Origin of the sequence: Streptomyces sp. NPDC000229 (genome assembly GCF_040300825.1) — a bacterium.
Lineage (GTDB): Bacteria > Actinomycetota > Actinomycetes > Streptomycetales > Streptomycetaceae > Streptomyces.
On record NZ_JBEPEL010000173.1, the window covers coordinates 1 to 1026 of the forward strand.

The window sequence follows — 1026 nt, forward strand, 5'->3', positions numbered from 1 at the left end:
GGCCTTGCCGCCCCGCCCCTGCACGACCCGCTGACCGTCGCCCACCTCATCGACCCGGACCTCATCACCACGGTCCGCGCCCGGCCCGCTCCCATAGCTGGATACCGAAGTATTCATTTGCCCGACCGGCGCAGTTCTGCCGCTCGAGTCCGCAAGCCTTCCGCGAAGAGGCAATGATGCCGACTCCACCAAGAGTGCCGTCATCAACCGCATTCATGAGGATTTGCTCAGCATCAGTGCGGATCCCCGGATCTATGTGCTCGATTCCAGAGATCCGCTCGTAGCCCAGCTTTTCAGCCAGTGCACGCATGGCCGGGTTTGTCTGGTTGTTGTTGACAGAGTAGACCTTGCGCCCACCTAGAATTGCGGTGGCCACTGTGCTTCCCTGATCGGCTCTCTTGGCCCCGGCGCTGCCTGCTGCCCTGCCTGCCGACGCAGTGTCGTGTAGAGCTTCCGCATCGTTCAGAAGCTGCTTGGCCGTATCCGGGTCAGGCGGACAGTTCGACGCAGATACGAGCCTGTCGTTGTGGACAAGTACCGCCGCCGAGCCGATCACCACGAAGTACGTGTGCTGACCGTCGACGGTGAGGTTGTGGACGCGCTGACTGCGGTGTGCGTCGTCGATCGCCGTGATCTGGACCCAGGTGCCGGCTGCGGTCTGCAGCCACATGCCCGGCTCCAGTTCACCGGCCTCGGCCCAGCGCCCGTAGTCCGGCAGCCAGAACGGGTGGTTGGCCGTGGCCGTAATCTTGCTTGGCTTCGCCTTGCCGTTCTCGCCGTCGGGGTCGACGGTGAGGGTGACGAGGTGCTTGTAACCGTCACCGGTGATGGTGTCGGTCACCTTGCGGGCCTGCAGGTCCCCGGTCTCCGGGTCGGAGGCCAGGACGTACTCGCCCTCCTTCAGGTCCTCGATGTCCTTGGTGGACCCGTCGGCACGCTGCCGATCACTGTCGCACCGCCGGAGCGGACCAAGGCACGCGCGGCGCTCAAGGCTGCCGGCCCTGTGACGGTAAACGTCCTGGACCA

Annotated in this window: 1 protein-coding gene; it reads right to left on the reverse strand. The window is 64.8% G+C overall.

All coding sequences use genetic code 11. The annotated features are described in order from the left end of the window. Positions 1-64 precede the first annotated feature (64 nt). A partial coding sequence (locus ABT360_RS35320) for a Hint domain-containing protein (RefSeq protein ID WP_351825854.1) occupies positions 65-1026 on the reverse strand: 962 nt, incomplete at its 5' end.